Here is a 1994-nt window from a genome sequence, read left to right as displayed (position 1 = left end):
GCCCGGCCGGTCCGCCGCCGAGCTGCCCGAGGTCGTCGCCCGGATCTCCGCCGCGCACCCCGCGATCGGCCGGTTGCAGCCGGGCCGCCGGGTCCGGTCGACGCCGGAGGGCCCGAGCGAGGTCGAGCCCAGCGCCGACCGGGGCGAGCTGTTCCAGGCCGTCCACGCCCTGCTCGACACCGCCGCCGAGGACGCGCCGGTGCTGGTCGTCATCGAGGACACCCACTGGGCCGACCAGTCCACCCGCGACCTGCTCGGCTTCCTCTTCACCCGGTCGTTCACCCACCCGGTCTCGCTCGTCGTGTCCTACCGCTCCGACGACCTGCACCGCCGCCACCCCCTGCGCCGCCAGGTCGCCGAGTGGTCCCGGCTGCAGCCGGTCGACCGACTCGCTCTCTCACCGCTGCCCGACGACGCAGTGCGTGAGCTGATCGCCGAGCTGGCGCCCGGACGGCTGGCGGAGAGCGAGCTGGCGGGGATCATCGGCCGCGCCGAGGGCAACGCGTTCTTCGTCGAGGAGCTGGTCGCGTCCGGCGCCGGTGCCTGGGTGCCCGACGACCTCGCCGACCTGCTCCTGGTCCGGCTCGACCGCCTCTCCGACGAGGCCCGCCAGGTGGTCCGGATCGCCAGCGTCGCCGGCCGCAAGGTCACCCACAGCCTGCTCGAGGCCGCCGCCGAGCTGCCGGCCGCCGACCTCGACGCCGGCATCCGGCAGGCCGTCGAGATGAACGTCCTCGTCGCCGGCACCAAGACCTACTCCTTCCGCCACGCCCTCCTCGGCGAAGCCGTCTACGACGACCTGCTGCCCGGCGAGCGGGTCCGGCTGCACGGCCAGTACGTCGCCGCNAGCGGGTCCGGCTGCACGGCCAGTACGTCGCCGCCCTCGCCGCCGGCGCGGGGCGCGGCACCGCCGCCGAGATGGCGCGCCACGCGCGGCGCGCGATGGACTTCGACCGCGCGGTGACCGCCGGCATCGAGGCCGGCGACGAGGCCGTCTCCGTCGGTGGCCCCGACGAGGCCGCCCGGCACTACGAGCACGCGCTCGAGCTGCTGGAGGACCCCGAGCGCGCCGAGCGGCTCGGGATCGACGTCACGAAGATCGTGGTCAAGGCGGCCGACGCCCACAGCGCGGCGGGCGACAGCCAGCGCTCGGCGAGCCTGCTCGCCGAGCACATCGACCGCCTCCCCGCCGACGCCCCTGCCGCCGCGCGCGCCCGGCTGCTCAGCAACTACGCGCTGGCCCTCTGCATCATCGAGACGACCATCGACCCGCTCGAGGTCGCCGAGCAGGCCCTCGCCCTGGCCCCGGAGGGCGAGAGTCCGCTGCGCGCCAAGGTGCTCGCCATCCACGCCCGGGTCCTCGCCGGTGAGCACCAGCTCGAGGAGGCCGAGAACTCCGCCACCGAAGCGCTCGCCCTCGCTGAGCGGCTGGCGATGCCGGTGCTCGCCTCGGAGATCGTCACCACCCTGAGCAGCCTGCGGTTCAAGCGCGGCGACGGCACCGACAGCGACGCCGTGCGGGCGGCGCTCCAGGACGCCGTCACCCGGGCGGTCGACGCCGGTGCGGTCTCGGCCGAGCTCCGGGCGCTCTCCCTCATCGGCCGCTCCCACCAGGAGGCGGCGGAGTGGGACCAGGCCGCCCGCTGGTTCGCCGCCGCCGTCGACCGCGGCGCCGCGGCCGGCCTGCCCTGGGCTCCCTACTCCATCGAGGCGCGGTGGCAGCTGGGCTGGGTGCGTTACGCCCAGGGCCAGTGGGACGCCGCGCTCGACCTGCTGCAGATCGCCGACGACGAGGGCGGCCCGTTGATCCCGCGGGCGATCATCGAGGCGACCCGGCTCGCGATCCTCTCGGCTAGGGGCGAGGACGTCAGCGGCCAGCTCAAGCGACTGCGCAAGGTCTGGTCCGACGAGGGCGGCGTCGCCGTCTTCTCGGCCGGCATCGAGATCGAAGCGGCCGGCCACGTCGGCGACGCCGGCGCCGCGATCGGCGCCTA

2 protein-coding genes are annotated in these 1994 nt (G+C 75.5%); both read left to right on the top strand.

Going from position 1 to position 1994, the window contains the following annotated elements; translation table 11 throughout:
* Positions 1 to 73: 73 nt before the first annotated feature.
* Positions 74 to 964 (top strand): ATP-binding protein, encoded by an 891-nt coding sequence (locus tag H0488_RS25340; RefSeq protein WP_446685645.1) that lies wholly within the window; start codon positions 74 to 76, stop codon positions 962 to 964.
* Positions 919 to 1994, top strand: a 1076-nt coding sequence (locus H0488_RS23050) for an ATP-binding protein (protein WP_220794920.1), incomplete at its 3' end; no start/stop codon positions are given. The genes H0488_RS25340 and H0488_RS23050, both read left to right, overlap by 46 nt.

It is taken from the genome of Nocardioides pelophilus, from assembly GCF_014180685.1.
Classification (GTDB): Bacteria; Actinomycetota; Actinomycetes; order Propionibacteriales; family Nocardioidaceae; genus Nocardioides; species Nocardioides pelophilus.
The sequence above is the reverse complement of the archived record's forward strand: the minus strand, read 5'-3'. Positions and strand labels throughout refer to the sequence as shown.